The 21,860-nt window shown below is 58.6% G+C and carries 17 protein-coding genes; 9 read left to right on the forward strand and 8 right to left on the reverse strand.

Going from position 1 to position 21,860, the window contains the following annotated elements; genetic code table 11:
- Positions 1 to 58: 58 nt before the first annotated feature.
- The 3 genes from MESOP_RS14735 to MESOP_RS32985 are packed head-to-tail and all read left to right on the forward strand — an operon-like array spanning position 59 to position 3,161.
- Positions 59 to 1,147, forward strand: a complete 1,089-nt coding sequence (locus tag MESOP_RS14735; protein ID WP_245265099.1) for a class I SAM-dependent methyltransferase — start codon at positions 59 to 61, stop codon at positions 1,145 to 1,147.
- A 40-nt stretch (positions 1,148 to 1,187) separates the two neighbouring features.
- On the forward strand, positions 1,188 to 2,135 hold the full coding sequence (locus tag MESOP_RS14740) for a glycosyltransferase family 2 protein (protein WP_041164137.1): 948 nt from the start codon (positions 1,188 to 1,190) through the stop codon (positions 2,133 to 2,135).
- Between the two features lie 36 nt (positions 2,136 to 2,171).
- The gene (locus tag MESOP_RS32985) at positions 2,172 to 3,161 is read left to right on the forward strand and encodes a hypothetical protein (protein WP_013894109.1); all 990 of its coding nucleotides are present in this window, start codon (positions 2,172 to 2,174) and stop codon (positions 3,159 to 3,161) included.
- On the opposite strand, the gene MESOP_RS14750 is transcribed toward MESOP_RS32985, so the two are convergent.
- From MESOP_RS14750 to rfbF, 4 genes are read right to left on the reverse strand one after another with little or no spacing between them, the layout of a single operon-like run.
- A complete protein-coding gene (locus MESOP_RS14750) occupies positions 3,148 to 4,362 on the reverse strand; it encodes a class I SAM-dependent methyltransferase (RefSeq protein WP_013894110.1) in 1,215 nt (404 codons plus the stop codon). The genes MESOP_RS32985 and MESOP_RS14750 overlap by 14 nt on opposite strands.
- Positions 4,363 to 4,364: 2 nt before the next feature.
- Positions 4,365 to 5,618: a class I SAM-dependent methyltransferase gene (locus tag MESOP_RS14755; protein ID WP_342447464.1), complete on the reverse strand. Its 1,254-nt coding sequence runs from the start codon at positions 5,616 to 5,618 to the stop codon at positions 4,365 to 4,367.
- A 20-nt stretch (positions 5,619 to 5,638) separates the two neighbouring features.
- Positions 5,639 to 6,682, reverse strand: coding sequence for an NAD-dependent epimerase/dehydratase family protein (locus MESOP_RS14760; RefSeq protein ID WP_013894112.1), 1,044 nt, complete (start codon positions 6,680 to 6,682; stop codon positions 5,639 to 5,641).
- A 3-nt stretch (positions 6,683 to 6,685) separates the two neighbouring features.
- A complete protein-coding gene (rfbF, locus tag MESOP_RS14765) occupies positions 6,686 to 7,456 on the reverse strand; it encodes a glucose-1-phosphate cytidylyltransferase (protein ID WP_013894113.1) in 771 nt (256 codons plus the stop codon).
- 85 nt (positions 7,457 to 7,541) lie between these two features.
- Between rfbF and MESOP_RS14770 the strand changes: the two genes are divergently transcribed.
- From MESOP_RS14770 to MESOP_RS14780, 3 genes are all read left to right on the forward strand, one after another.
- The gene (locus MESOP_RS14770) at positions 7,542 to 8,366 is read left to right on the forward strand and encodes a PIG-L deacetylase family protein (protein ID WP_013894114.1); all 825 of its coding nucleotides are present in this window, start codon (positions 7,542 to 7,544) and stop codon (positions 8,364 to 8,366) included.
- Between the two features lie 146 nt (positions 8,367 to 8,512).
- Complete coding sequence (locus tag MESOP_RS14775; RefSeq protein ID WP_013894115.1) at positions 8,513 to 9,265, forward strand: FkbM family methyltransferase; 753 nt, start codon at positions 8,513 to 8,515, stop codon at positions 9,263 to 9,265.
- 10 nt (positions 9,266 to 9,275) lie between these two features.
- Positions 9,276 to 11,357, forward strand: a complete 2,082-nt coding sequence (locus MESOP_RS14780) for a hypothetical protein (protein WP_013894116.1) — start codon at positions 9,276 to 9,278, stop codon at positions 11,355 to 11,357.
- Positions 11,358 to 11,374: 17 nt separating this feature from the next.
- On the opposite strand, the gene MESOP_RS14785 is transcribed toward MESOP_RS14780, so the two are convergent.
- From MESOP_RS14785 to MESOP_RS14795, 3 genes are read right to left on the reverse strand one after another with little or no spacing between them, the layout of a single operon-like run.
- The gene (locus MESOP_RS14785) at positions 11,375 to 12,631 is read right to left on the reverse strand and encodes a glycosyltransferase family 4 protein (RefSeq protein ID WP_013894117.1); all 1,257 of its coding nucleotides are present in this window, start codon (positions 12,629 to 12,631) and stop codon (positions 11,375 to 11,377) included.
- Positions 12,628 to 14,076, reverse strand: a complete 1,449-nt coding sequence (locus MESOP_RS14790; protein ID WP_013894118.1) for a lipopolysaccharide biosynthesis protein — start codon at positions 14,074 to 14,076, stop codon at positions 12,628 to 12,630. Before MESOP_RS14790 ends, MESOP_RS14785 begins: the two co-directional genes overlap by 4 nt.
- Complete coding sequence (locus MESOP_RS14795) at positions 14,073 to 15,617, reverse strand: DUF4214 domain-containing protein (RefSeq protein WP_013894119.1); 1,545 nt, start codon at positions 15,615 to 15,617, stop codon at positions 14,073 to 14,075. Before MESOP_RS14795 ends, MESOP_RS14790 begins: the two co-directional genes overlap by 4 nt.
- Positions 15,618 to 16,336: 719 nt before the next feature.
- Between MESOP_RS14795 and MESOP_RS36180 the strand changes: the two genes are divergently transcribed.
- Entirely contained in the window at positions 16,337 to 17,074 is a 738-nt protein-coding gene (locus MESOP_RS36180) for a glycosyltransferase family 4 protein (protein WP_245265102.1), read from the forward strand.
- A gap of 21 nt (positions 17,075 to 17,095) precedes the next feature.
- Here the strand turns inward: MESOP_RS36180 and MESOP_RS14805 are convergent, their stop codons facing one another.
- On the reverse strand, positions 17,096 to 17,350 hold the full coding sequence (locus MESOP_RS14805; RefSeq protein ID WP_013894121.1) for a DUF6894 family protein: 255 nt from the start codon (positions 17,348 to 17,350) through the stop codon (positions 17,096 to 17,098).
- A 363-nt stretch (positions 17,351 to 17,713) separates the two neighbouring features.
- Here MESOP_RS14805 and MESOP_RS14810 point away from each other — a divergent pair, with 363 nt between their 5' ends.
- Both MESOP_RS14810 and MESOP_RS14815 read left to right on the forward strand, forming a co-directional pair.
- Complete coding sequence (locus tag MESOP_RS14810; protein WP_013894122.1) at positions 17,714 to 19,234, forward strand: phosphomannomutase/phosphoglucomutase; 1,521 nt, start codon at positions 17,714 to 17,716, stop codon at positions 19,232 to 19,234.
- Between the two features lie 674 nt (positions 19,235 to 19,908).
- A complete protein-coding gene (locus tag MESOP_RS14815) occupies positions 19,909 to 20,433 on the forward strand; it encodes a hypothetical protein (RefSeq protein WP_013894123.1) in 525 nt (174 codons plus the stop codon).
- Positions 20,434 to 21,860: the final 1,427 nt, after the last annotated feature.

Consider the following 21,860-nt stretch of genomic DNA (forward strand, 5'->3'; position numbering starts at 1 on the left):
GGCGGTTGGTCGATCAATTTATTGCGTCGAATCGGTCCCGGTTCACAGTTGCGTCCTCTTGAACACGGCTGAGGAAGCTCAAGCCTTTCCCCGTCGCCAGATTGATCTGGCATTCTGCGAAGCGTGTGGCTTCATATTCAACAAGGCCTTTGACGAAGGCGTTATGGTCTACTCGACCAATTTCGAGGAATCGCAGCATTTTTCGAGCACCTTCAACGACTTCGCGAAGGAGCTCGCGCATGAGATCGCTCGCAAATGCGAGATAGCGGGCAAGAGGGTGCTGGAGATAGGCTGCGGCAAGGGAGAATTCTTGCGAGAACTCTGCCAGTCGGGCAAGGCCACGGGGGTCGGCATCGATCCAGGGTATCGCGCCGACAAGGGACGCAACGAAGACTTCCACAACATCGAGTTTATCGTCGACTTCTTCGGAACGCGGTATCGGCATCTTCAATCCGACACGGTCCTTTGCCGACACACGCTCGAGCACATAAAGTCGGTTGCCGCATTCGTGCGGCTGATCCGCGAGATGGTTGGCGAACGGACCGAAGATTGGATCTTCTTCGAAACCCCCGACGCAAAACGCGTGCTCGCCGAAAGTGCCTTTTGGGATATCTATTACGAGCATTGTTCCTATTTCAGTGCCGGCGCGCATGCGCGCCTATTTCGGCAGGAAGGCTTCGACGTCATCGATCTGGAACTCGTCTACGACAAGCAGTACATCGTCCAGTACGCCAGGCCGTCAAAAGACCGATCAATGCCAAGGCTGCCGCTGGAACGCGACCTGGAGGAAATGCACCACTTGGCCGAAACGTTTCCCATCCGCGTAAGGGCTTCGCAACATCGATGGCTGGAGCGTATCCGTTCTGCCCATGCCGCTGGCCGGCGCGTGGTGCTGTGGGGCGGCGGCTCCAAGGCGGTGTCATTCCTGACGACACTGAAGATAGGGGAGGAGGTGTCTGCTGCTGTCGACATCAATCCCTACAAGCAAGGCAAATTTACGCCAGGGAGCGGCCATCCTGTGATCGCTCCGACAGAGCTTGTTGATCATCCACCCGACCTCGTCATTGTCATGAACCCAATTTATCGCAACGAAGTGGTCCAGTCCCTGGACGCCTTGGGCTTGCGGCCGGAAGTCGTCTCGGTGTGATCGCGACCTCGCGCGGAGCGAGCTGAAAATGGAAGTACCCATGCCTCCACAGGTGTCCCTAGGTCTGCCCGTCTATAACGGCCAGAATTTCCTCGCCGAGGCGATCCGTTCGATCCTCGATCAGGACTTCAACGATTTCGAGCTGGTCATAACCGACAACGCCTCCACCGACAGGACCGCGGATATCTGTCAGGAATTCGCACGACGGGATGGACGCATCCGCTATTTTCGCAACGAACGCAATCTAGGCGCCGCCGGCAACTTCAACCAGGCTTTCAAACTGAGCACCGGCAAATATTTCAAATGGTGCGCGCACGACGATACGGTAAACGGAGGTTTTCTCACGGCGTGCGTTCGTGCGCTCGACGAGAACGCCACGCATGTGATTGCCTACCCCCGCCTGCTGGGCATCGACGAGGCCGGACAGTTGACGGGGTATGTCGAACGTGTGCCGCCCGGCATGGAAAGAGCGCCGCCGGCGTCCCGCTTCCGGCTGATGGTTGCGGCGCACGGATGGGACGCGGCCATGTTTGGCCTTTGGCGGCGAGACGCCCTGGTCAAAACAACATTGCACGAGCCGTACTATGGGTCTGACTGTGCCCTTCTGGCCGAAATCGCTCTGCTGGGGACGTTTGTGGGCGCTCCTGAGGCCGTTCTGTTTAGCCGTGACCATCCTATGCGCTCGGTTCGACTGCCGAGTTCCGATCGACTGGTCTGGCAAAATCCGGATGGCTCCAAGGCAAACGCCTTTGAGCTGTCGACACGGCTAAGGCATCTGATGGCGATCGTCTATCGGCACCGCGGGATCGTACCGTTTGGGCGGACACTTTTTCATCTGTTTGCCTGGGCCCTTAATCCACTGCTTGTCGCGCGACTGTGCCTTGAAGCCGTGGGGGTTGTTTCTCCCACCTTGCGCACGAAACTGCGCGGTGCCGGCCTTGAGGCGCTAAAACGCATCCAAACAATTTCCAATCGATCTCCTGGCTAAATGAGCAATTTTGGTGACCATCCGCTCGGAGGTTGAATGAATCGCCGCAAGCTGGCACCGGGTGCATCGGCCTTCCCAATCCCGCGACAATTGCCCAAGGGGTCGGGCATGAGGAATCTGGTGATCGTACGCGCGGGACGCAGATCTTTGCATCCCGGCTGGGTGAATGGGGTGGGCAAGGCCGGTTTTGACCTTCTGGTCGCCGCCTATGAGGCTGGTGTTCCTCATCGACCGACCGATCTCAATGTCTTCCTCCCCGGCCGCAAGATTGCCGGATATCATGCCCTGTTCCAATGCTACCCAGAGATCTTGGACAACTACGATCTTATCGCGCTGATCGACGATGACATCGACACCACCATGGACGATATCAATCGCCTTTTTGAAATCGGCAAGACGTACAATCTCGATTTGTTTCAACCGGCTTTGTCATCAGACAGTTATTTTTCATATGCGTCGACCCTGACCAGCGGAAGGCAATACGTCTTGCGATACACCAACACGGTCGAAATGATGTGCCCCGTGTTTAGCGCACGTTGCCTGCGGGCCGCGCTGGGATTGTTCGGGCTGGGCTACGAGACAGGGATAGATTTGCTCTGGACCCGCCTGACTGACACACCCTGGCTGCGGTACGCCATTATTGACGATGTCGTCGTGCGCCATACGCGGCCCGTGGGAACGACAAAAACCATGCAGGGCTTTGGCGTGAACGAACGTTATGATGTTCAAATCGATGCCGTGTTGAAGCGATTTGGCGCTGAGTTTCGTGGGTTCGTAACATACGCGGCCGTCAATCGGCGAGGGCAGCTTGTTCGCTCCCGCTTTCTGATCGGCCTGAATTCCCTGACACTTTTGCGATCGCTGTTCAAAACGCCACTCAAGTGGACCCAGTTCCTGCGTCTGGCCACCGACTATACGCGACATTGCTGGTTAAGGCCGATCAACCTGCAGCGGATCGACATCGCCAGTATCAAGAAGCCAGGCCTTCACTGCGAGAGGACGCCTCGTTCGATCATGCCACGATGATCTCCGACGCAAGGCCGAGCTGGCGGGCGGCCTGGGCTACTTCGTCGCGATAGAGAGGGTTCATCACGATGATCGAATGCAAAGGCCTGCCACGCAGGTGATCGGGCCCGATCACCGGGGTTCCAGACCCCGGGGCAAAGCGGCCTTGCTTGTGCGGGTTGACGTCGACGAGCGCGCTTATGCGCGCGCCCTCGGGAACGACGTTGACGAAAGTGATGCCTTTCGATCCCGCACCCCACACAACGGTCTGCGCCGGGTCCTGTTTTGAAAGGTACTGATGCCACCACGCCACTTTGTCGCGGTAGGTGCGATCGAACTTGCGGACCAGCGCGTCGATCGTCCCGGACGTCGAGAGACCGATAGCCGTCGGAGATGCCAGAGGTTTTGCTTCTATAAAGAGGTACTGATCGCCGTATGAGGAACCCTCGTCCAGCACCTCGAAACCGGCCGTCTGCATCGCTGCCCGCAAGGATTGCGGCGTGAAATAGGATACGTGCTCATAGATCAGATCCCAGATGCCCATGTCGCGCAATGTATAAAGAGCATTGGGCACTTCGATGTAGAACACCGACTTGGATCCAACTCCAGGATGAGAGCGAAGTCCCTGCAGGAAGGCTATTGGATTGGCCATGTGCTCCAGAACGTGACGGCAGGAGACGAAGTCGGGGTCGACGTTCGGATAGGCATCGCCGAACCAGTCGTTGATGAACTCTACGCCGGCGACTTTTTCGCCCCGATTGTCTTCGTAACTCCTGTCAAAGCCAATGCCCCTGGCGCCGCTGATCGAACAAATGCGTTTGAGGAAATCCCCCTTGCCGCAACCAATGTCGACGACCAGTTTTCCCTCGAGCGCGTAAGTGCTGGATAGGCGGTGCGCGAGATCCTCGACGAACTTTACGAAACGCGGCGAGAAGTGCAGCGAATTCTCGTAATCTGGGGTGTATCCGACGCGATCGTCTTCAAATGCCGCGTTAAAGAAATGTTCGCAGCCACGGCAGAAGGCGAGGGCGAAGTGGCCGGTCGCTGCAGCGACGGCCGACTTCGCGTCCGAGTGCAGTGAGTTGCACGAAACCGGCAATGCTTTAAAGGAGACTGAATGCAGCAAATGCTGTCCTGCGCACACGGGACAATCCCCACGAAGGCGCGCGGGACTTGGGACGGCGCTGCGCAATTCGCCACCGAGCGCGGTTTGGATTCCCATGATCATACGATCCGTGGGGTCGGCACCGGCACGATGAACTTGCCACCTCGAGCGCGATATTGCGACTGCTGCGCCACGATCTCGTCGATAAAGTTCCAAGCCAGGACGAGCACATAGTCTGGCTGGGCATCCAGCAAGGCTTCGGGCGGGCGAATGGGGATTCTCTGGCCTGGCATGTATTTGCCCTGCTTGTGTGTGTTGCGGTCAACCACGAAATCGAGGACATCGCCTCCGATCCCGGCGGTGTTGATCAAGGTGGCCCCCTTGGCCGCGGCCCCATAGGCCGCGATCGTGGCGCCATCGGCCTTCAAACGATGCAGCAGACTGCGAAGGTCCACCTTCAGCTGGTCGACTTTCGCGGAAAAATCACGGTAATATTCAACAGCATCCAGTCCGCGTGATTTCTCGTGTGCCAGCTGATTGCTTACGCTCGCTCCGACACGCTCCAGCTTCTCGACATAAAGGCGAAGCGAGCCCCCATGGATCGACAGGTGCTTTATCTCATTGAGATAGAGCCCATGCCTGCGAAACAGATTGTCCAAAGCCGTCACTGAGAAATAGCACAGATGTTCGTGGTAGATCGTATCGAATTCACAATGATCGATCATTGGCTCGACATACGGCGCCTCTATGACCGCGACGCCGTCATCCTTGAGGAGCCCGGCGACGCCGGCGACGAAACCATTGGTGTCGGCGACATGGGCAAGGACATTGTTTGCGTGAATGACATCGGCCTGTCTGCCTTGCTCACGAAGTTTTTCGGCTAGCTCCAGCGTGAAAAAGGCAAGATCTGTCGGAACACCGATCTTGTTTGCCGCAGCGACAGGTCCATCGGCCGGGTCGATGCCCAATACCGGAATATCCGCTTCGACATAGTTCTTCAGAAGATAGCCATCGTTGCTCGCCAGTTCGATCACGAAACTGTCGCCGGTCAGTCCGCGCCGCTCGATCAGATCCAGAACGTTCTCCCGCGAGTGCTCCAACAACGCTTGCGAGAATGACGAGTAGTAGGGATAGGCATCGGCAAACAGGATCCTGGGGTTCACCGTTTCGGTGATTTGCACCAGACTGCAGTCTTGGCAGAAGGCGACATTGAGCGGAAAAACGGGCTCTGCCTCGCCACGGTTGGCATCAGTTGTAAGCCGGTCGGCAAGAGGTGTCCTGCCAAGCTTCAAGAACGTATCCATGTGAGGCCCACCACAAGACCTGCAGGTCTGTTCGGTCACAGATGCCGTACCAGCGATCATCATGGTCATCGTCCTCAACTACATTTTTGTCAAACTGCCATCGCCAGCATTGGCCTGCGACGCAGGTCGCCATCCAACTCGCCGTCTCGGATCAATTTCTGTACATGGGCGATGCGTTTGAAGCGCTCGCCCTCAAAGTCTTCCAGCGTCAGACTTGCGGCCTTGAAGGTGTCGTAGAGTTGCTCGATACCGCGCCGTGCAGTCCATTGCGGTTTGAACCCGTGCAGCCGCCGTCCGATATAGGAACAGTCGACGCGATAACATCGCTTGTCCGGCCCGGCGTCTGGCGCGAACTCCACACGGCTGCCGGGAACGATCGCCTGCACCAGGGCGGCGATCTCACGGATTTGGTAATTTTCCGTCGTCAAGCCGACATTGAATGCCTCGTTGTGGACAAGGTCCCGGTCGGCTTCGAGCACAGCGATGTAGGCGAGTGCAATGTCCTCGACATGGACGATTGGGCGCCATGGCGATCCATCGCTTTTGAGGTAGACGAGGCCGGTCGTATAGGCCCATGCTGTCAGGTTGTTGACCACCAGGTCGAAGCGGATGCGCGGCGACAGGCCATAGGCGGTGGACGCGCGCAGGAATGTCGGGCTGAACGTTTCGTCGGCCATAGGTGAGACGGCGCGCTCCACATTCGCCTTCGATACGCCATAGGGCGTAACGGGATTGAACGAGGCGTCTTCGGCCAGGAAGCTGTCCCCGGCCGCTCCATAGTTGCTGCACGATGACGCGTAGAGGAAGCGCTGGACGCCGGCCGCCTTGGCGATCCTGGCGAGCCTTACCGAGGCGTTGCAGTTGATGTCCTCTGTGAGATGCGGCCGGTAGTCCCCTAACGGATCGTTTGAAAGGCCGGCGAGATGGATGATGGCATCGAAGCCAGCGACATCATCGGATTCGATGTCGCGAATGTCTTTCTCGATCGTCAGCGTGTTGGCCAGCGCGCCGACAAAAGTGCACGCCCGGAAGATATCACTGTCAAGGCCTGTAACCTCGTGACCGCGTTGCAGCAGCATCGGCGCCAAGACAGAGCCAATATAGCCAAGATGACCCGTAACCAGAACTTTCATCGATCAATCCCATGTCTTCCAGGGGGCGTTGCCGCCGTCCCACAGCTTCTGAAGCAGATGCTTTTCGCGCACCGTGTCCATGCATTGCCAAAAGGATTCGTGGCGATAGGCCATCAACTGCCCGTCGTTGGCGAGCCTCTGCATGGGCGCATGCTCGAACATGACGTCGTCGCCGTCGATGTAGTCCGCGATCCCCGGTTCGAGCACGAAGAAGGCGCCATTGATCCAGCCCTCGGAGGCCTGCGGCTTTTCCGTGAAGTCGACGACGCGATTGCCATCGAATTCAATGTGCCCATAGCGGGCCGGCGGTCGCACCGCCGTCATGGTGGCCAGCTTGCCATGCGATTTGTGGAAGGCGATCAGCTCGTCGAGATTTACATCCGAAACGCCGTCACCCCATGTGAGCATCACGGTCTCGCCGCCCATCCATTCGATAAGCCGCTTTATGCGGCCCCCGGTGAGCGTGTTCAGTCCGGTTTCCACCAGATCGACGGACCAGTCCGGCAGCGAATTGGAGTGACGCTTGACACTGCCCAATCCGGCATTGACCGTTAAACTACCATCGAATGCGACATAGTCACTGAACCAGCGCTTGATGTATTCGCCCTTGTATCCCAAGGCGATCGCAAATTCGCGGTGGCCGTAGGCGTAATAGTGCATCATTATATGCCATAGAATCGGCTTGGCTCCGATCTCGACCATTGGCTTTGGCTTGATTTCGGTCTCTTCCGCCAAGCGCGTACCTAGTCCGCCTGCTAGAATTCCCACCTTCATTATTTTCACACCCCTTACTGTGGTTTTGCTAGCATGCGTTTGTCAGGTTGAACCAGACCGAAGAAGGGATGATGGGAAGACATGAATGCGTAACTTCAGGCATACGTTTGGCGCTATGCTCGACAGAGCGATAATAAGGGGGGCTCATCCATTCGAGGTAGCGGACTGGGGGTTATCGGCGGTCATTGTTGCACCGCACCCAGATGATGAGACCTTGGGATGCGGAGGTGTCGCGAGCAAGAAACTCCACCGCGGGGTCGACGTGAGATTTGTGTTCGTTACAGATGGTGCGGCCTCCCATTCAGATCATGTTGAGCCGCAGGCACTAAGGACTGTCCGGGAACGCGAAGCGGTCGAGGCCGTTCGCCGGCTGGGCGGATCGCCCGACCGTGTGACATTCCTGCGCGTTCCGGACGGTGCGGCGAGGACCCATGTGGGAGCGATCGCGAATGCGCTCGCGCCGCTGTTTGTCGCCTGGCAGCCGCAAAGCGTTTTCGTCACGCACGCGAAGGAGCCGCCTTCCGATCACGTTGCCGTCAATCTTGGCACAAGGCAGGCGCTGCGAATTTACGGCCGCCATGTCAGCCTTTTCGAGTATCCCGTCTGGTATTGGCATCAGTGGCCCTGGGTTAGCCTGCACAGCCAAGTGCCTGGGCTCCATCGCGCCGCGCTGCGTCAAACGCTGCGGACCCTTGCCGGCCTGCGTGGCATCGGATTGTTCAACTGCGTTGTCGATGTCGGCGACATGATCGATGTAAAACGCCACGCCTTGATGTCACACCGATCTCAGGTCGAGCGGCCGGCGGGGCTCGATAGCTGGCCCGTGCTGGGGGATATCGGTGGCGGCGACTTCCTCGGTCGGTTGCTGGGCAACCACGAGATGTTCACGCGCTATGAGCTTAACGCGTGAGGTCGGCATGTCTGATGCGATAGGTGATTAGCTGGGGTACCGCCAGAAGGATGTGAGCGCAGCAACTGATGTATAACTCGAAAGCCGCGCCTGGTTCTGCGATATTCGAGGTGTGCTCGCTTTGAGCCAGCTCGTGAGGAAGATCGATGCGACTAGCGACGAAGCTGCATGACGTCTTGTCCGGCATGCCGACAATTGCCAAGGGAGAAGCCGCCGGCCTGAAGATATTTTCGCGCGGTGCCGATCCCGATTTTGCCGAGGGAATCTATGAGCTTCCGGTGCAGAAGGCGATTGCATCGCGCCTGAGAGCTGGTGATGTTTTTTATGACATCGGCGCCAACATAGGTTTCTTTTCACTGATTGCAGCGCGCCAGGTCGGCGCCACCGGCCAAGTCTATGCCTATGAGCCTGTCCCCCGAAATGCTGCCGCTATCGAGCGAAGCCGTGACGCCAACGGACTGACCGGGCTTCGTGTTTTTGCCGAAGCCGTTGGTGCCCTCAGCGGGCACGTCGAGTTGTTGCTGGCTCGCCATCTCGGAGGCGCCACCCTGGCCACGGTTTCCATGCCTCCGGATATGAATGGGCGTCTCGAGGTCAAGATGACGACCCTTGACGCCTCCATAGCCGAACACGGATTGAGGCCGCCGAACCTGATCAAGATCGATGTCGAAGGCGCGGAAATGGACGTCTTTCGTGGAATGGTGGCGACCTTGGACACGCATCGCCCAAAGCTGATTTGCGAGATTGATGATGCCACAAAGGAGGGTGCAGATCGCAAGATGGGTGAGATCGCCCAGTTCCTGGCTTCAATCCGATACACCGTTTCGCCCCTGCCGCTAGCTTATGCCAACGATGGCTGGCAGGTGTCGCATTTGCTTGCCCAGCCCATGACGATGTGAGGATATCTTCTTGGATTGGCACGACCGGTCGGAGCCGGCTGAAGGGGTAGAAGCCAACGGCGCTTCCCCCAGCGCGATACTGGTCGATGACTTTATCGACAATCGCGCGCGCGGCACGGTGATAGGAACGCCTGCGACGACAGGAGGCATCAGGCACGGCCGCGATGTCGAGCGACAGATCGCGATTGATCACGGTGCCCTGCGCTTTCAGCCGCTTGTGCGACCGGGCTGGGGTCGGCAAGGTATCGCCTATGGCCCCTTTCAGCGCGAGCCCGGCCTCGTGCTCATGGTCTCCTTGAGCAACGGACACAACACTTCGCAGGGTTCACCACTACCCGACGACATCGCCAGGCGCTTCTACCGTTGGCTGCGGGGACCAGGCATCGACCCTTGGCCCCGCCGATTGCTTGCCTTGGTGCGCTCGCCGCGAAAGAGCCTCACAGTCCGCCGGTTTTTGTGGTGGGCCCTCAGCACGTCAAAGACCTACCGGGGACCGAACATCAACGAGAATCTGGCTGTTGGTTGGTTCTCCAAAGAGGCCCCCATGGATCCGCCTGCAGACGGCTGCTGCTTTGTCGTTCACGCGGCGGAAGGTGAGAACGGAGAGCTATGGGCTCGTGTCGGCGAGCGTTGTCTTAGTGCGTTTCGGCGCTTGAAGAACATTCATATGTATTACGTCGTGGCATTGCGCGAACAGGGCGCTGTCTACTACGCGGCAGCCGACCAAACCGCGTTCGGCGTTCCGGCGTTCCCGATGATGCGGCCGATCGCGATCGACCCGTTCAACAAGGACGAGAAGCTTTTCGCCGGCGTCCATCAAGCCGCGCTGGGTCAGATCGGGTTTAGGGTCGACACGCGCGTCGAGGCGATCCACGTCGGAACGGTACCGCAGCTCGCTAAAACGTTTGGATCCGCTCACGCTGCCGACGCATTTGACGAAGGCTTGCCAACGCGGCCTGCCAATATCGGCGGATCTTGGCGTAGCTGGGCGGATGGATCCGGCACTTTCTGCCTCGTCGATCCCGGCCGCTCGTCCGGACTGATCCACGCACTGCTGCAGACCGACAAGGCCTCTGGCGCCGGGGGGCTCGTCTGGCGGTTCGGCGATATCGATAATTACTGGCTGCTGAAACTCTCGGCGCTCGGATGCAGTTTGGTCTCCAAGCGCTCTGGCAAGGAGACAGCCATCGCCTCACATGCAGAACACGGGCTGCGAGCCGGCACTACGCACTCGGTCCAGATTCTCGACTGGGGCGGCCAGGTGAGCTGTTTTCTGGACGGGGTTCGCCTTTTCGAGGCACATGCGGGTGCTGTCGACATGCAGACCGCGACCGGAGCAGGTATATGGAAATGTGCCGACAGCGAAATCCGATGGCACAGCTTCGAGGCGCATCCGAGCGAGGTCCCTGTGCCATTAATGGCGCCTTTGCGCGAGCATAGGCGGCTGCTCGGTACATGCCTGTCTTACGCCGACAGTTTTGTCGGCCCTGCCGGAGAGCTGGAACAACGCACGACGGAGTTCGGCAACGGACAATGGAGCCGGACGCTCGGAGGCGGGATCATCGACCTCGACGGGCGCGGCGGCGCCCGTGTGCGGGCAAGCGTGGAACGGCCGAACCCTGGTCGCACGTTCTATTCACTGCCGTGGGATCTGCAGGGTTTCACCGATCTGGAGGTTTCGGTACTGCCCCCCGGAGAGCGTCGAGGACAAGATCAACGCAGCCGGGCCGGATTGGTCTTCTGGCAAGATTGCGACAACTACATCTGCGTCACGACCTGGCTCGACGACGTTTACCCGGGGGCCTCGATTTCAGTGTTTATCAAACGCTTCGGCTTTGAAGAACTTTACGATGCGATATGGACCAACGTGGCGGACAAGGTCGTCTGGGGGAAGCTGTTTCGCATGCGCGTCGCATTCGACGGCAATCGGTTTGAAATCTTCATCGATGACGAAGCTGTGATGCAACGCAGCCTGACCGACATCTATCCGAATGATCCGGCACTGCGCATCATGCGGGTCGGACTTGCCGTGAACTGGGAGTGGGGCGACGACACCGGTTCGGTCTTCACCTCGTTCAAGGCCCGGCGCTGATCCGAGAGCGGTTTGCCTCAAAGACGCGCACGGCGCGCAGAGATGGCCGTCGCATACTGGGCAAGGGTTGATTCAGCAATTTTTTCCCATCCATAAAGATCGGCGACGCCCGCAGCTGCTTGAGATCCCATCATTGCCGCTCGCGCCGGGTTGGCCAGAAGATCGATCATTTGAGTTGCCAGCGCCTGCGGGTCATTTTTTTCCACAAGAACACCACCCCCGATCCCTTCCACAATTTCCGTCATGCCGCCGACGCGCGTTGCCAGAACGGGAGTGCCCGCCGACAGGGCCTCGATCAGGCTCATTCCGAAGGATTCACTCAAGGAAGGATTTACGAGGAGCGATGCCTCGACATATCGCTGGGTCAACAACCCGTAGGGCAGGGTACCAAGAAAGCTGACGGTGGAAGCGATTGATGCGGGTAGCATGGCGCGCAATGCCGCTTCGTAAGAACCGAGATATTCGCGACCGCCCTTATAAAAGCGAGCGAGGTCGCGAACGTCATAATCCGAGCTCAAGTCAATCAAGAATTCGCGAGGAAGAGTGGCCGATGGACCAACGACCTCGAGGCGAGCCATGGGAAGTTCAGCACTCACAATCTGCCAGGCTTCCATCAATGTGTGGAGGCCCTTTTCGGGAGACACGCGGCCGACAAACAATACCCGGCCAGGAATTCGCGCTGTGGCCGAGACGGTATGGCTAACGGGGGCTCCATTCGGCAGAACCGCGAAGGCTTTATCCAATTCGGCAAAGCGCTTGCGCGCGCCGGCGAGGACATGTCCAGAGCACCCGACGACAAGATCGGTGGCCGCCAGTGCGCGCCTCATCGCTTCGCGGTCAAGTTCGGCAAGCCAGTCGCAATGCATGTGCAGCATGATTGCCGCTTTCGGCGCCGCTCGCCGGATCGCCGGCACGTACTGAGGGAAGTTCTGCACGTGGATTACATCAGGCGAGACCCGACGTATCGCCCGCAGGGCCTGGGCTAGATAGTCTACCGCATAGATACTTTGCGCGACCAACGGCGATCGCGGCCTGACATGCCTCCAGACACGCGAGGCGAGGCCCCAAATACGTGCCGGCGCGCATCTCAGCAGTTCAAAACGTACGCGGTCGATCTCCAGTTGCGCCGGCATGCCCCGCAAACGTCGCGCCAAAACCGTCGTTTCGCAATCGCCACCCAGCCGCCTGGCAACCTCATATGTCCATATGCCAATCGAATTCTGGGCCGGCGGTGTCACTGTGTCAAAGGGCTGGCTCAGTATGACAACTTTCATCGGGCCCTCAGTCCAAGCACAAAATTACGTGCATTGAGCAGGTCGGGCCGCACCAGCATGAAGGAGGCCGCGGCATAGACGATCGCGCCAACAAAGATGCCGCCGATCAGGACGAAGCCTGGCGCGGCGTTGGCGGGGGCGCCCCTTACCCACATACTGACCAGCGCAAACATTGCGATCGATGCCAGAGCAAGCCGAGGGAAAATCACCAGCGGCCGGAGGACATCAATGTGGGCAATTCGGCGGATCTGGACAAGGAAGACCGGCAGAAGCAGTACGTTGCTGGCCACCAGGCCAGCGATGGCCCAGGCGAAGCTGACTTGCACGCCACCGGTTATGAAGACCAGGGCCAGAGCCGTATAGATCATGTTCAGCTTGAGCAGCAGCCCGGAGCGGCCTAGTGCGAGGATCGTATACGCGCAGATGCCGTCAACCGTTCTTTGTACTCCCAATATCATCAATATCTGGACGGCCACGACGCCGACCGACCAATGTTGGCCGAAGATGAATGGAACGGCGACGGGCGCCACCGCTGCGAAACCGAAAAACGCTGGAAAACCAATGATCCCGGCGACGCGGATCGTCGTGTTGAAAAAGCTGTCTATCTTTTCTGGTTGAGCCTGGATGCGGGAAATGGTTGGCATCGTGATGGCCATAATCGGCCAGAGCAGGAATTCGACCAGAAGATCGAGAGGTCGACGCGCAAGGGCATATATGCCAACGGCGCTCGGACCGAGGAACGCACCAAGCACGATCTTGGGGAGTTCATCGTTACCCAGGTTCCAGAGAGTTTGCACAATCAGTGGGCCGGCAAATCCAAAAAGCTCCCGGATACGGGCAAAGGAAAATCGGAAGCGCGGCTTCCATGTGCTGCCAATGAGAATGACGCTTGTCTCGACAATGGCTTTTGTGAGCTGCATCCACACGAGGCTCCACACGCCAAATCCGGCAAGCGCCATTGCCACTCCAAGCGTGCCGCCTACCACGGAGCCTGTCAGCGTTCGCACTGCAAAAAGGCGAAAGCTCAACTCCCGTTTCAAGATAGCCGCAGGGACGACATTAAAGGCCTGAATCACAACAACCGCGCTGGTCCACTTGACGAGCGCGTATAGCTGCGGCTGCTCGAACGCAGCTGCAATCATCCCGGCGGACATCCAGATGAAGGTACTGATTACCGCTCCTGTCGAGATAAGCAGCCAGAACGCTGAGTCCAGATGAATGGGTTCGATTTCGGCCCGCTGAATAATGGCGTCGGGCAATCCCCGCGTTACCGGAGCGGCGAAAATATTCGGCACCACCATCGAGAGCGCGGCAAGCCCGAATGCCTCGGGGCTAAGATGGCGCGCCAGCACCACGAACACGGCAAACATAGCGGCCTGCCGCCCCCAGGTTTCCGCAGCCGCCCAGAAAGCCCCGTTGGCGATCTGCTTACCAAATACACTCACTGAACCGCCTGCTGATTGGAGAACAAACATGGATGCTTGGAGTGAAATTCGTAGGAATTTATCAATTCAGCCATAACGTCTTGGCGCGTTAATTTGTTGATACTGAGTTTACCGAGATAGGAATCTAGGCCGTTGTTGTCTGGCTCACGACCAAGAAGCACCCGGTATAGGAACGTTACATATTTCGCGTTTCCGAGGCCAGCCGGCAGCTTTCCTGTTCTGAATTCGACCGAATTCAATATCAGCAGGAGTGTTGACGAGATCGACGGGTCGGTTTTCAAGGCGACAACCTGGCTCCACTGCTCGATCGGCGAGGGCATGCGATGCAGGAGCAAGCAGTATGCATAAGCAACCCGGTTTGCCGGGTTCAAGGAGGACTTATCAATAGTATCGATAGAACAGGGGTGAATTGCACGCACAGGTCCCGGTGAAGGATCCGATGCCTGCTCGCTAAGCATCGGGCTCGTCGTTGTCACTGTTGGCGAAACCAAACCCGACTTACCGCCCGCTATGAACTTCTTTACCGCCTCGTATGCTGGTTTTTCTCCACCGGGAGTCCATAACCCGCCGCCACGTTTTTCCAGCCGGACGAGGCCCATAAAAGCCTCATAGCTTGGCGCCCAGTAGGTCTCATCGAGGAGCTCGTAAATGTGGGCAGCCTGGACGTCATAGGAAGAGTGATATTTGCGCAGGAGGTTCATGGTTTCGAGCAGACCTTCGGCCTGCTGGCTTTCTCCTCGTTGGCTGCCTTCGCTGTAATTGAACTCAGTCAACCAAATCGGTTTGCCGAACGTCGCCAGGAACTTGAATGCCTCCTCGGGATCACCCTCATAGAGGTGCCAGACCGAAATATCCCATCTTATGCCGTCTTGCCGCATGCGCGTGAATGCCGCGCGATGGCCCCAGCCTGCGGTTCCCATCGCTTTCCTTATGGTCGGGTCGATCGCGATGGTGGCGTCTGAAAGACCGCGCAGCACCGCGCTCACCTTCACCCAGCGTGGGCTGAAATAGTCTGATTTTTCCATGCCGCTGGCCGGTCCCCAGGCACAGCTGTACTGCACTCCGTCATCCTTTATCTCGCAGGGCAACAGGATGGCATAGTTCTCCATCTCGTTGCCGAGCTCCCAGACGCGAATGTCGTCCTTGAAGCGAGATACAAGTGTCGATGCAAGACGATAGGCTTGTGCGTAAAGTTCATCGACAGTGCTGTGGTCGAGATCGAGCTCGGGTGTGATCACCGGCAGGATCTCTACCCCGCGTGCCCTCCCAGCCTTGATCAGTTCGGCAAGTCTGGCTGCGCTATCCACGTTGGAAATGTTGACACGGTAGGACCTCATCCCGAGGTCACGGACGTAGTCGAGCTGCTTTTCGATGGATATACCGGGATAAGCATTGAACGGATGGCCATTCACGCCCCAAAGCAAGTCCGCAGCGGACGCACCGGTGGTGATCAGGCACCATAGGCATAGCCAAGGACATATGGTCGCCGCGGCAAGGTGGCCAACGACTCCGAATCCCGATGACTTGGTCGCGGCCCGCATCAGGTCAAACTTGCCTGGACGTCGCCAGATATCATGTGCCTTCACTCCATTGCCAGATCTGTCACTGATCCATCGAAGAGATCATTTGAGGCCGGCGATGTCGGGCGGCATCTTACCATTGGCGAGCCGGCGCGAACCCCAGACATTGGGCGTAGCTGTCAGCCCCTGGACACGCCCTTCGGATGAGAACGGCCGGAAACCGTACTTTGCGCCAGCTAAGTCGCAAGGCCAGGATGACCTTGGCCTTCCCATCATGCAAAGTCTGACAGACCGAGAGCTTATCCCCGCGCCGCTATCCTTGCGCCCAATTGTGATTGTTGATGACGCGACATTGGACGATAAACGGCCGTTTCCTGGCGCAACCGACGACAGGAGTTCAAAGATATGCACGCGAGATCATTTCGGCGCTGGACGGCTTGCTCGCCGATCGAGGTCCATTGGCAAGAGACCTAGCGGTTGAGTTGTTGGCTCCCCCCGGCCCACATGACCTGGCGGGCCTTTCAGCGATCGACGTCCGGACAGTCGGCAGCTTCGGGGGGCATGCCTGGGAACAAGCCGTCCTTCCGGCTCGTCTTCGTGGCGGTCTGCTTAGCCTATGCAACACAGGCCCTTTGAGCGTGCGCAGACACATACTGTGCATTCACGACGTCAATACGCGAATATGCCCGCAGAGCTATTCGCTGCCGTTTCGACTGCTTTACCGTACACTGGTACCTGCCTTGGGCAAGACTGCACTGAAGATAACAACGGTCTCGCAATACTCTGCCGGAGAGTTGATGAGGCACGGCGTGTCTTCAGCGTCCAAGATCGAGGTCATCGGCAACGGGCACGAACATTCGCTTCGCTGGGTGCCTCGTCATTCAGACCGCACCCGGGCTGTCGCCGGACCAAGGACGATTGTTGTGCTCGGCAGTTCAATTCCGCACAAGAACATAGGTCTGATCCTTGGCCTGCAGGATAGGCTTGGTTCGGCGGGCCTGCAGGTGGCGGTCGTCGGCGCCTCTGCCTCCCGTGTCTTCAGCAGGATCGACTACAAGAACGCGCCAAACGTCGTCTGGCTGGGAAGAACGTCGGACGCGGAACTGGCTGCACTTTTGCAGGACTCTTTGTGCCTGGCGTTCCCGTCACTTGTTGAGGGCTTTGGATTGCCGCCGCTCGAAGCCATGTCTCTTGGATGTCCGGTCGTCATGTCGGACCGTGCAAGCCTCCCAGAAATCGGCGGAGATGCCGTTCTTTACGCTTCCCCCGATAATGCCAATGCCTGGTTCGACTGTTTCATGCGGCTGCAACAGAACGAGGGTCTCAGACGCGATTTGTCTTCGCGCGGCCGGGCGAGAGCAGCTCGATACAGCTGGACCGCATCGGCTCAACGATATCTCGAACTGATGGCTCGTGCAGATGGGGTTCCGGAAGTGGCGCCGTGCCGTCTTGAAGACATTGAACGCCTTGCAACCTGACAGTTCGGACCGCGGATCTAATTAATTGGCTCGCAACGGACCGTCATAGACCGTTACGGCGCAATCGATCTTGGCTGCGACCACAGGTCTGTGTTTGTCGTCATATACCTGGACAGCCAGCGCGCTCTTCACACCATCATGCCATTCGTCTTGCGCTATGGCCACGAGCATCCTGATGGCGTCGGCCTGCGCCTCGGCAATGCCCAGGTATTCGGTACCTTCTGTGTCGGGCGAGCGTGTTTTGCCGTCCTGGATGTCGAAAAAAAACACGGGCATTAATTATCTCAACCTTATTAAACTGCGACGTCAAAAATACCGCTCGCCGAGGCGCTTGGGCTGTGCTGGCGCCAGTTCATAAGTCAATTTCCTGACACAGGACAGCAACCGCAGGTGGGAACCAAAACGGAGCTGTGCACAACCTGGCAGAAGCTTGATCACAAGATATAAGGTAGCGATATAATTCGTTACCTATCGTTTCGGAATACGTGAGCCAATGTGGAACTCTGCCGACAACTATGCGGCGATCGACCCCACCGTTAGGAGAGCCTGTTTGTCAGACGAATGAGCAAGAGCTGGGGCTTGTGTGATATTGTCGCCGCTTGACCGATATCTGTTCCAGCCATTTGGAGTTTTCTAGTCTTGACCCCCAGGATCGTCGGCGAGGCCTTGCCCAACAGCTTCGAATTCGAAACCGCGGCGCTGATAAAGCCGTCCGGCTTCCGCGAATATGACGCGCGCTGGTGGTTTGGCCACCCCGGTTCGGCTGTGCCGCCGGAGCTCAACTTGATCGGTGTCCAGGCGCTCGGCATGGGGCTTGGCACGCTGATCCGCCGTCTCGGAGCCGGCCCCGACATCGTCACCGGGCATGATTTCCGTTCCTATTCGCTGTCGATCAAGCTGGCGCTGGTGTCCGGATTGATGGCCGCTGGCGCACGGGTGAGGGATATCGGCCTGGCGCTGTCGCCGATGGCCTATTTCGCCCAGTTCGCGCTGGAAACCCAGTCGGTGGCCATGGTCACCGCCTCGCACAACGAAAATGGCTGGACCGGCGTCAAGATGGGAGCGGCGCGGCCACTGACCTTCGGACCCGAGGAGATGAGCGCGCTGAAGGCGATCGTGCAGGCCGGAGATTTCGACCTTGTCGGCGGTGGTTCCTATGATTTCATCCGCGATTTTCGCGCCACCTATCTCGACGACCTGACCAGGGACAAGCGTATCGCGCGAAAGCTGAAAGTGGTCGCCGCCTGCGGCAACGGCACCGCCGGCGCCTTTGCCCCGGAAGCGTTGCAGCGCATCGGCTGCGAGGTGATCCCGCTCGATACCGAACTCGACCACACCTTCCCGCGCTACAACCCCAATCCCGAAGACATGCAGATGCTGCATGCCATAAGGGACAAGGTTTTGGAGACCGGCGCCGATGTCGGGCTGGGTTTTGACGGCGACGGCGACCGCTGCGGCGTCGTCGACAATGAAGGCAACGAGATTTTTGCCGACAAGGTCGGCGTGATGCTCGCGCGCGACATCTCCGGCCAGCACCCGGGTTCGACCTTCGTGGTCGACGTCAAGTCGACCGGGCTGTTCAACACCGACAGCGTGCTTAAGGCCAATGGCGCCGTCACCGACTACTGGAAGACCGGCCACTCCTACATCAAGCGGCGTGTCGCCGAACTCGGCGCCGTCGCCGGCTTCGAGAAATCGGGACATTTCTTCTTCAACCCGCCGATCGGGCGCGGCTATGACGATGGGCTGGTCACGGCCATCGCCATCTGCCAGATGCTCGACCGCAACCCGGACAGCTCGATGGCCGACCTCTATCGTGCGCTGCCACTGACCTTCGGCACGCCGACCATGTCGCCGCACTGCGCGGACGACGTGAAGTATGGCGTGGTCGAGCGGGTGGTCTCCGACTTTCAGGCGATGATGCGCGACGGCGCCGCTTTCGCCGGCCAGAAGATATCGGCCCTGATCACCGTCAACGGCGTGCGTGTCGTCGCCGAGGATGGCACCTGGGGGCTGGTGCGGGCGTCTTCGAACAAGCCTGAGCTCGTCGTGGTCGTCGAAAGCCCGGTGTCGTCGCAGCGTCGCCGCCAGATGTTCGAGGCCGTCGACGCCGTGCTGCGCCGCAGCCCCGAAGTCGGCACCTACAACCAGACCTTTTGAGAGGCGGGTTTTGCCATTTGGTCTGAGGCAGACATGGATTGGGTCAAAGACGTGAAGCCTGTGCGAGGCTGATGGTTCAAACCAACTGGCGCCCACCTGCCTGGTACGACACGACGAGATGTAGCCCGGCTAGTCGGCCGGCAGCCGATAATTCGCAGGGATTTTCTGTGGTGAGGTCCGCCGCGACGAAGCATCCAATTGGCCGGCCGGCGGTTCGGGCTTGCCACCCCCGCGAAGACGACAGAGATGGGACCTATCGACGGCGATGCCTGCGCTGGCGTCATGTTGCGGCGAAGTCAGTCGGTCTGTCTACTTGACTTGCCCGGCCACCTTTCGCTCAACATCTCCCTTGGGATGGCATGCAAGGATCAGCAACGCCACCATTGAGCCCAGTCAGCAAACCTCCAGTACTCCATATGCTGTAGTACACCTCCAGAAGCCATCTCAAGGGATAGTTTTCTCTCCTGAGAGACGCCTTGCGCATGATTGCTCCACGGGACAGATTGGCACGCCGGAGCCCTAGCGCCCGGCTCGGCCCGGCTGCCTATCCTGTCGCCAAGGACCCCCCGCCAGCAGCCGGGCCTGAGCGGCTGAGGGGACAACCAACCTACCTATTTGTGATCGTGGTTGCTATTCGGAAGGACTAATTGCCTACCGGGCGGGGCGAGGGCATCATGGCCGATGCGATTTTCGGCAACCAGATTTGCGTTGTGTGGCACGCAGGCATTCGCGACAAGACCAACGCAGCCATGTTCGGCGTAGGGAAGCAGTCCGCGATGGGGCGCTCACAAAAAACCCGCGCTGCCGCCAGTGAGGATCCAGGCCATAGCGAGATTGGTGGGATGTCGATACTCAGCTTCATATCCAGACATCCATCGCGTAGTCGACCTGCGGGGATCGCGCGGTTCGATTTTCTGGCAATGATCTTCGACAAGTTTGCTGCCGAGTTGGATGCCGAGAAAGAAAATCTCGTAAATCGCTATAGAAGCAGTGTCACCAACGCCGCCTTCCTTGACGAGGCGATTGAAAACCGTTCTGTGTCGCCAGATCGTTCGTTGCAACTTAGCAGGCTGACAAATCTGATCTTGAGCTACGAACGGCGGATCGCGATGCTGTCACGCCAGACAGATGCGATGGCAGAATTTCGCGCTGCAATGCATAACCTGCGAGATGACGCAACAGCGCGTCGGAATGTATGAGAAGCGCGATGTAGCGTTCTGAATCATGGGACGGCTTCCCATCGAGCAGCAAGACGGAATTTCGGCAGGCAAGCTGCCTCTAGCGAGGCAGGCATCTCCGTCTCGCCATCCCAGACCGTCCGCGCGCCTGTTGAGTCGAGGATGCAAACGTACCTCTGAAGTGTCCTTTGTTGAGCGGCACGATTGCACCTGCGGCTTGATCGGTTTGGTTTTCATGTTCGGCTTGACGGCTATCGAGGGTGCGGTGTCGGCTGGCTTCGGCTGCTCGCCGGTTCGGATTTCCGGCGCTTGCGGCCCCGCCCGACGTAAGATTGACCGACACCCGGTGAGTCTGCCACTGCCGGTTCACCGGCCCGAACAAAAGCTCGAAACTGACCTGCAGCGGCACCGACAAAATGCACTGGCCTTTCCGCCGGTGGAGTCTCTAACCTGGATCCATCGCTTATCCGGCGCTTTGCCGGACTTTAGGATTGTCCTAACAACTGCATGAACAGGACTCTGCACAGCGACCACACAGTGTACTTCTGGCAAACCCTTGGATCTGGATCAGCGGAGCTAGCACGCGTTCTCAAGCCAGGTGGGCGAGTCGTGCTGGGCTTCCTCCCTATGGCGCATATGGACCGCTTGGACATGCCAACCGACACCGCGCGACGGGTGGGCGAACATGAGTTGATGTGATGATCAGGCTCCGCTCTGACGCAGATCGCGCACTCGAGAAGCGCTGGTGGTGGGCCGCGCTTCGATCTATCCGGTTGGGAAACGTTCCAAGCTGTGATCCTCCGTTCTGTTGCCGCAATACTACAGCGCTGACGGCGTGCGTTGACTAAGTTGGTCGGGTGCAGGGTTCCTGGGTCAGGCGGACCATCCGGGAAAGGGGCGCACATTCGAGGGAAGACAACCCGTCGGCTTCACTGTCGCGGGTTTTCTTTTGCAACATCGACCAGGACGCCAGGTTATTGGAGGATCGCTGGTTTGCCGAGGAGCGTCGGGCCGCTTTCGTCTTTACTGGTGTGGGTCATCGGCATGCGCGGCGACCTCGGGCATTCACCAATCCGGCATCCGCTACTGGCGCGACAATATTTGCGACATGCAAGGATATTCTGATGGCGATAGCAAGCGATCGCTTTGGGACAAACGGGCTGGAGGCCGTTTATGTCGGATTAGGGTCGAGCTGGTCATCCATGCTCCCACGGCTCGGACAGCCATAAGGATAATTGCGGGATCGCTAATATGCTTTTAATTTAAACAGCGCGGGGAGCATCCCAACCATTCCCGCAGTGGCCGGTGTGGCTCGCTCCCAAGCGCCCAACCGCACCGGCCATTCCCCTACGTATGCACACGCTTATCTGCCGCGTTGCATTGGTCCGGGGCTTAATATTGCGCAGCGCCGAGCACGAGTTCACGTTCGCGCTGTTCGGACCAAAGGA

This window comes from Mesorhizobium opportunistum WSM2075, assembly GCF_000176035.2.
GTDB lineage: Bacteria > Pseudomonadota > Alphaproteobacteria > Rhizobiales > Rhizobiaceae > Mesorhizobium > Mesorhizobium opportunistum.

Bases quoted from the DNA above. Each gene is read 5' to 3' on its own strand.
- MESOP_RS14740 (WP_041164137.1), top strand. From the start codon at position 1,188: ATGCCTCCACAGGTGTCCCTAGGTCTGCCCGTCTATAACGGCCAGAAT.
- MESOP_RS32985 (WP_013894109.1), top strand. From the start codon at position 2,172: ATGAATCGCCGCAAGCTGGCACCGGGTGCATCGGCCTTCCCAATCCCG.
- MESOP_RS14750 (WP_013894110.1), bottom strand. From the start codon at position 4,362: ATGGGAATCCAAACCGCGCTCGGTGGCGAATTGCGCAGCGCCGTCCCA.
- MESOP_RS14755 (WP_342447464.1), bottom strand. From the start codon at position 5,618: ATGACCATGATGATCGCTGGTACGGCATCTGTGACCGAACAGACCTGC.
- MESOP_RS14760 (WP_013894112.1), bottom strand. From the start codon at position 6,682: ATGAAAGTTCTGGTTACGGGTCATCTTGGCTATATTGGCTCTGTCTTG.
- rfbF (WP_013894113.1), bottom strand. From the start codon at position 7,456: ATGAAGGTGGGAATTCTAGCAGGCGGACTAGGTACGCGCTTGGCGGAA.
- MESOP_RS14770 (WP_013894114.1), top strand. From the start codon at position 7,542: ATGCGTAACTTCAGGCATACGTTTGGCGCTATGCTCGACAGAGCGATA.
- MESOP_RS14775 (WP_013894115.1), top strand. From the start codon at position 8,513: ATGCGACTAGCGACGAAGCTGCATGACGTCTTGTCCGGCATGCCGACA.
- MESOP_RS14785 (WP_013894117.1), bottom strand. From the start codon at position 12,631: ATGAAAGTTGTCATACTGAGCCAGCCCTTTGACACAGTGACACCGCCG.
- MESOP_RS14795 (WP_013894119.1), bottom strand. From the start codon at position 15,617: ATGCGGGCCGCGACCAAGTCATCGGGATTCGGAGTCGTTGGCCACCTT.
- MESOP_RS14805 (WP_013894121.1), bottom strand. From the start codon at position 17,350: ATGCCCGTGTTTTTTTTCGACATCCAGGACGGCAAAACACGCTCGCCC.
- MESOP_RS14815 (WP_013894123.1), top strand. From the start codon at position 19,909: ATGGCCGATGCGATTTTCGGCAACCAGATTTGCGTTGTGTGGCACGCA.